The organism is Caulobacter sp. CCUG 60055 (assembly GCF_022750545.1).
Taxonomy (GTDB): Bacteria; Pseudomonadota; Alphaproteobacteria; order Caulobacterales; family Caulobacteraceae; genus PUIC01.
Genome location: NZ_PUIC01000011.1, coordinates 21,924 through 28,183, shown reverse-complemented (window position 1 = coordinate 28,183; position 6,260 = coordinate 21,924). Strand labels below are relative to the sequence as shown.

Genomic DNA, 6,260 nt, shown 5'->3' with positions numbered 1-6,260 from the left:
ATTTTGCAAGCCGTTTGACACTGAAGACCGGCATGAGCGTCATGGAGGGCGCTGTGAAGAGCGGCGTTCCGGGCATCGACGCCGACTGCGGGGGCGCCTGCGCGTGCGCCACCTGCCACGTCTATATCGAGGACGGCTGGCTAGAGAAAACCGGCGCCAGGACGGCCATGGAGACTTCCATGCTGGACTTCGCCGAGAACGTGCAGGCCAACAGCCGACTTTCCTGTCAAATCAAGATTACGGACGATCTGGATGGTCTGGTCGTCAGAATGCCGGAAAGCCAGCATTAGTGTAGATGTTTGATCCCGGAGTTTGATGGTGCAGCTTTACCGTCAGACTGGAAGGATTCGTTATGGGCCAAGTTCTCCGCGGGAGCGCCACAACGACTGAGGCGGGCCGTCGAGCGATACAACATAGTCAAGAGAGCCTGAGGGTTCTGGCGAGACGCCACGGGGAAGATGCTTTAGCAAGGCGCCGATGTTGCGTCGGGAAGGTCGGCGCGCGTCGCGCCGCAACCCAGCAGGTTGCGCCGGCTCATCGTTGGCCGCCATGGGCGTCACATCTGTCGCCAGATCGCCAAGATCGAGCCCGATCTGACCGTCCATGATTGCGCTCGAGCGTTCCGACTTCGGGCCGAAGAGCATCGCCTGCGCGGTCTTCAGCGCATCGCGCAATTTGTCGATTTCCAGGTCGCGCGCCAACACCATGCCGATCTGTAGATCGGGATCGCGCGGGAAGTTTTCGCCGCCTGGAAGCATGGCTAAAGCTACTGCAAAAGCCCGTCATTTCCTAGCAAATACAGCTGCTTCAGCCCGCCTTCATCGGCCGATTCACCGGCCGCTCGACCACCCGGCGCCAGTCCATTCCGGCCAGTAGCATAGCCATCTGGGAGCTGTTCAAACGGACGACGCCGTTGACGACCGGTGGCCAGAAGAAGGCCCCGCTCTCCAAGACCTTGCTCACCAGGAGCACGCCGGTTCCATCCCAGGCGATCAGCTTAAGTCGGTCTGCCCGCTTGGACCTGAAGACGAAGATGTCGCCGCAATATGGATCGGCGTGGAGCGCCTGGGTCACCAACGCCACCAGACCATTGACCCCTTTCCTGAAATCAATGGGCTGGGCGGCGACCACGATCTTCAATTCAGGCCCAAAGGCGATCACGCGCCGGTTCTCAAGGCCGCAAACACCACACGCAGCGTCGCGGCGTCCACCGTGCGGGTCACCCAAATCCTGGCGCCGGCCAGCTCAATCTCGATCCGCCCTTCGGCATGCGCGACCGGAGCTCCCTCGTCACCGGCAAGTCTAACGGGCACAAACATCGGCTCGGCCGGCGCGCCATGCTGCCGGACCTTGCGTCGCCAGTGATGCAGGAGGCCCAGGCTCACGTCGTAGCGACGAGCCACGTCGGATACGCGAGCGCCAGGCTCAAAGCTTTCCGCTGTGATCAGCGCCTTGTCCTGCGCCGACCAGCTTTTGCGGCGGTAGACCCCGCTGATCACCTCGACCCGGCCGCGACCGCCAGGACCTCCGCCAGATCGATGATCAGGATGATGCTGATGATCCTCCTGATCACTCCGTTCGCCTCCCGAACCCCGAGCCCCTCGCCAAGTTGTCGATCCAGGCTCGTCCAACTCAATCCTCCCCGACAACCATCAGGCAGAGTTATCGCCCGTCATGCGATGCCGCGGTATGTGGGGTGCTCGCGCCGGTTACGGAACATCACCTCCTGCTCTGGCCCGAACAGGGCCCGCCAGGCGCGGATCCGGCGCTCCATAGTCCGGCGCACGCCATCGCCCAGCTCGGGGTGGCGCCGCCCGATCTCCTCAAAGATCGCCACCGGCCGAAGGCCAGGCGCCGCCTTCAGCAGCGGGACGACCTCGCTGTCCCAGACCGCCGCAAGGGGATCGGGGCGCCGGCGGTCCCGCGGCGCCGTCTTCCCCCAGGGCAGGCGCGGATCCTTCTCAAGGCGATATGCGCTGGCTGCGCTGAAGCCGGACTTGGCGGCCGAGATCGCCGCCGTGTGGGTCTGTCGGAGCGTCATGTACATTCTCATCTGGCAATCGGTGACATGGCGGCCGGGCAAAAGCGGCTTCCTCGTTGAGGCGAAACCCCTTCCTTACTCGGTCGGCCACGACTGCCAGGCGGCCCGATCCCCTAAAGGAAATCGCGCCGCCGCCGCTGTCGCTCCTCCGGTCGGGCTACGCCCTCCCTACGGAACGACAGCGGCGGCGAGCCTCATCCTGATTGACGCTGACTCTCATCCTGATTGTCGCGCGGCACCACCTGCTTGATCAGCTTCGACCGTAACCGCTACTCGGTAGCGGCCAGGGCCGCGCGCCGGGCGGTGCAGGTCTCTTTCGAAGACTTTGACTGTTTCCGCCGCGTAAGGGGCCATGTGAGAGCGGAAGCCCGAGTTCTGTGGGCTTGACCTGCCCCCTTCCTGATCCCTCGGTTTGAGTGAGAGTCCGTCATCGAAGGAGACGGACGTGAAGAAGAGCAGGTTCAACGAGGCGCAGATCATCGGCGTGCTGCGCGAGCAGGAGGCCGGGAGCCCGTCGGGAGGCTGTGCTGCGTCTGATGGCGGAGCGCGGCTTCTCGCAGCGGCGGGCCTGCGGGCTGGTCCAGGTCGATCCGAAAACGGTGCGCCGCGTAGCCGATCCGGGCGATGCGGACGTGCGCGAGCGGCTGCGGGGGCTGGCGGCGGAACGGCGCCGCTTCGGCTACCGGCGGCTCGGTATCCTACTTGAGCGCGAGGGCGTCAGCATGAACAAGAAAAAGCTCTTCCGGCTCTACCGCGAGGAGGGCTTGGCGGTGCGGCGCCGGCGGGGCCGCAAGCGCGCGACCGGCACGCGGGCGCCCATGGCGTTGCCGGATGGCCCCAACCAGCGCTGGAGCCTGGACTTCGTCGCCGACACCCTGTCGTGGGGCCGGCGCTTCCGGATCCTCTGCATCGTCGACGATTTCACCCGCGAGGCCCTGGCGCTGGTCGTGGATACCTCGATCGGCGGCCATCGCATGGCTCGCGAGCTGGATGTGCTGATCGCTCGCCGTCATCCACCTTCCCTATGTGTTACGGCACGGAGATGACCAGCCGAGCCATGCTGGAATGGACCAACCGCACCGGCGTCCACTGGCATTACATCGCGCCGGGCAAGCCGCAGCAGAACGGCTTCGTCGAGAGCTTCAACGGCAAGCTGCGCGACGAGTGCCTGAACGAGGAGGTTTTCGCCAACCTGGCCGAGGCCCGGGTCGTGATTGAGCGCTGGCGGCTCGACTACAACCACGTGCGTCCGCACTCGGCGCACGGGGGGCTGACGCCGGAAGCGGTGCGGCTGAACCCCGCGGCCGGTCGGCTGCGCAACCTCGAAGGCTACGCCGCCCGGCCGCTACCGCCAGCGCTGCAGATCAACTATCAACCCCCTGGGCTCTCACAATGATCGAGGGGCCGGCGGGGGGCAGGTCAGGCTGTTGATTCGGCACCCCAGAGCAGGCGTCCGTCATGGCCCGCCATCTCGGGTCGCGCAGACCGAGGTGGCCAGCGACCTGGGAACCGGGTGGACACCAGCCAGACTCACCCCTCAGAAGGCCGCGACCTTCGTCTGCTTGTTTGACGCAAGTGAGGTGATCAAGGCCCTATATCGATGGCGCGGTCATGTCGTTAGCGCGACCAGCCATCTCCGCCCACAGGCGTCTCAACATTCTGACCGAAGCATCCGTCGGGTCCTGTAAATCGACGGGCGCCAGAAACCGCACTCCCAGTTCCTGGCCACGTCGCCAGACGGTTTCGGTCTCCTGGCACACTCCGTCTCGCAAGATTACTCGAAAGGACTTGGGCAGAGGCATGGGCGAAGGGAGACGAATGCGAGCCCCGGAGTCGCTCACGTCGCGGATCATACCATCAAGGGTGAAGGCCCCAGGCCCAAAGACGATCCGGCAGGCGAATAGGCGACGCTGCCGGGATGTTCGCCAGCGTTGCGCTGCCTCGGTTCGAACCGGTGAGATTTGGGCCATACTAGCAGTATAGGCCGACTCCCTTGCATTTGATTTAACGCGTCAACGCCATACCGTAGACGGTCGTCCCCCTCACCGCCCACCAAGTACATTTGGTGGCGAAGCCACGGTGCGCAGGTTGCACGCTTTGATGTCGCCTGGCGCTTCCCACCAACGCCTTTCGGGTTGGCGATCAAACGATTCCCGGACCGCATTCCGGACGGCTACGCAGGCAGCCTGTTCGTCGCGGCTGGAGCCAACATCTTCTGCAGGATGAGTAGGATTGTCAGCAGTAACTGGCGCCAGCGCCCCACCTGCCTTCGGCGGCTTGAATGCCCGATGATCGCCGCCAGTTGGTGATCGGGAGCGGGCGGGATGGGATTTGGGGATGACGATCAGAACCGTGCGTCCGGGATACAGGATGATGCTGAGTATGGTCATCAGCATCATGCGCAGGGCGCGCAAGATCATCACTAATTCCCCAAGTTCGAGCACCAACCCACCCCTCGCGACGATCGCAAGCAGCATGGGTCATTACGCCGCCGCCGATCACCCCGGGGCGCGCCCCGGGGTGATCGGCGGCGGCGCAGACTGGGGAATATTCAAACGGCGGTTCTGGGGAGTTTCACTCCGGTATCGACAGTCGGGATGAGGCTCTGTAATTGCTGGCGATTCTGGCCAATTTTGGCTAATCTTCAGCATGCCGCTTCGCCCCGAAGATCTGCCGCGTGAGCCCGAGGCCCTGGTCGCCTTGGCGCTCTCTCAGGCTGTCGAGATCGAGGCCCTGAGGGCGACGCTGAAGATTCTTCAGGCTCAGATCTTTCCACCCAAATCGGAGCGGGCGAGCGCGATCCTTGAAGGCGAATTGAGCCTGGATCTGGGCGACCTCGCCTGCGAGCTCAAACGCGTCGCGGCCAATGACGAGGCCGGCGCCGGCTCCCACGGTCGCGCGGCCCGAAAGCCGGCGCGTCGCAATCTTGGTCAGCTACCGAGCTGGCTGCCCCGCGTCGAGCGTGTGATCGAGCCGCAGGTGAGCGCGTGTCCCTGTTGCGCAGGCGCGCTGCACCGGATCGGCGAGGATGTCGCCGAGGCCCTGGATGTCGTGCCAGCGATCGTGCGCGTGGTGCCCACCATCCGCCCGAAGTATGCCTGCCGCGCCTGTGAGGGAGCGGTCATCCAGGCGCCGGCCAGATCCAGACTGCTGATCGGTGGCGTGGCGACCACGGCGCTGATGGCCAGTGTCGCGGTCTGGAAATACGCCTGGCACATGCCGCTCAATCGTCAGGCTCAGATGCTGGCCGGCCAAGGGATCAGGCTGGATCGCTCGACCCTGGTCAGATGGGTCAAGCGCGTCGCCTGGTGGCTCAAGGGGCTCTATGAGCGCCAGCTCGAGGTGATCCACAGTCATCCGCGGATCTTCTGCGACGAGACCCGTCTTCCAGTGCGCAAGACGGCTGTCGACGAACCCATACCGGTCAGTTCTGGGCGCATGCGATCGACGACCAGGCTTGGGGCGGGCCGGCGCCGCCGGCGGTGGCGTACGTGTTTGCGCAAGGCCGCAGCTACAAGGAAATCCGCGAGCAGCTGGCCAGCTACCAGGGCCTACTGCAGGTCGATGGCTATGGCGCCTACAAGGCCTTGGCCAAGGCTGGCCGCAAACCCGGCCCGATCACGCTGGCCTTCTGCCTGGCCCATGCGCGGCGCAAGTTTACCGACGTCTATAAGGCGACCGGCTCAGCCGTCGCCGCCGAGGTGATCTCGCGTCTGTCGCAGGTCTACGCCATTGAGGCGCGGATTTGTGGAACGAGCGCGGCCCATCGGCTCAAGATGCGCCAAGCCTTGAGCGCGCCGCTCATGGCTGACTTGAAGGCCTTGCTCGAGGCCGAGCTCGCCGGCCTCTCGTCGAAGTCCAAGCTGGCCGGGGCCATCCGCTATAGCCTGGGCCACTGGATGGGGCTGACGCGCTTCCTTCAGGATGGTCGCCTGGAGGTGGATAACAACACGGTGGAGAGGAACATGAGGCCCATAGCCCTTGGGAGGAAAAATCATCTCTTCGCCGGCGACGACGGCGGCGCGCAGAGCTGGGCGATCCTGGCCTCCCTGCTCAACACCGCCAAGCTGAACGGCGTGGATCCCTATGCCTGGCTGAGCGACGTGCTGGACCAGATGGTGAGCGGCCAGGTGAAGGCCAACGACCTGGATCAGCTGCTGGTCTGGAACTGGAAGGTGGCGCGCGCATCCGCAAATCTGGCGGCGGCGGCGTGAGACGG

General features: G+C 64.7%; 4 protein-coding genes and 5 pseudogenes. 4 read left to right on the top strand and 5 right to left on the bottom strand.

The genetic code is table 11. The features are described from left to right. The first annotated feature begins 14 nt into the window (after positions 1–14). Positions 15–290: a 2Fe-2S iron-sulfur cluster-binding protein gene (locus C5708_RS15565; protein ID WP_242922552.1), complete on the top strand. Its 276-nt coding sequence runs from the start codon at positions 15–17 to the stop codon at positions 288–290. Between the two features lie 62 nt (positions 291–352). Then, positions 353–454, top strand: a pseudogene (locus tag C5708_RS15560) (IS481 family transposase); the annotation flags it as partial. Here C5708_RS15560 and C5708_RS15555 read toward each other — a convergent pair. From C5708_RS15555 to C5708_RS15540, 4 genes and pseudogenes are all read right to left on the bottom strand, one after another. Then, positions 450–644 (bottom strand): annotated as a pseudogene (locus C5708_RS15555) (IS66 family transposase); the annotation flags it as partial. The pseudogenes C5708_RS15560 and C5708_RS15555 sit on opposite strands and share 5 nt — an antisense overlap. A 163-nt stretch (positions 645–807) precedes the next feature. Beyond that, entirely contained in the window at positions 808–1,161 is a 354-nt protein-coding gene (gene tnpB / locus C5708_RS15550; RefSeq protein ID WP_242922545.1) for an IS66 family insertion sequence element accessory protein TnpB, read from the bottom strand. Further along, positions 1,158–1,499, bottom strand: a complete 342-nt coding sequence (locus C5708_RS15545) for a transposase (protein ID WP_242922543.1) — start codon at positions 1,497–1,499, stop codon at positions 1,158–1,160. Before C5708_RS15545 ends, tnpB begins: the two co-directional genes overlap by 4 nt. A gap of 212 nt (positions 1,500–1,711) precedes the next feature. Continuing rightward, positions 1,712–2,083, bottom strand: a pseudogene (locus C5708_RS15540) (IS21 family transposase); the annotation flags it as partial. A gap of 461 nt (positions 2,084–2,544) precedes the next feature. Between C5708_RS15540 and C5708_RS15535 the strand changes: the two are divergent. Continuing rightward, positions 2,545–3,437 (top strand): annotated as a pseudogene (locus C5708_RS15535) (IS3 family transposase); the annotation flags it as partial. A 646-nt stretch (positions 3,438–4,083) separates the two neighbouring features. Here C5708_RS15535 and C5708_RS15530 read toward each other — a convergent pair. Next, positions 4,084–4,518, bottom strand: a complete 435-nt coding sequence (locus C5708_RS15530) for a hypothetical protein (protein WP_242922541.1) — start codon at positions 4,516–4,518, stop codon at positions 4,084–4,086. A gap of 172 nt (positions 4,519–4,690) precedes the next feature. On the opposite strand from C5708_RS15530, the pseudogene C5708_RS15525 reads away from it, so the two are divergent. Then, positions 4,691–6,255 (top strand): annotated as a pseudogene (locus tag C5708_RS15525) (IS66 family transposase). The last annotated feature ends 5 nt before the right edge of the window (positions 6,256–6,260 follow it).

What these genes read in the sequence shown, in the direction of transcription:
- C5708_RS15530 (WP_242922541.1), bottom strand. Translation starts at nt 4,518, where the DNA reads ATGCTGCTTGCGATCGTCGCGAGGGGTGGGTTGGTGCTCGAACTTGGG.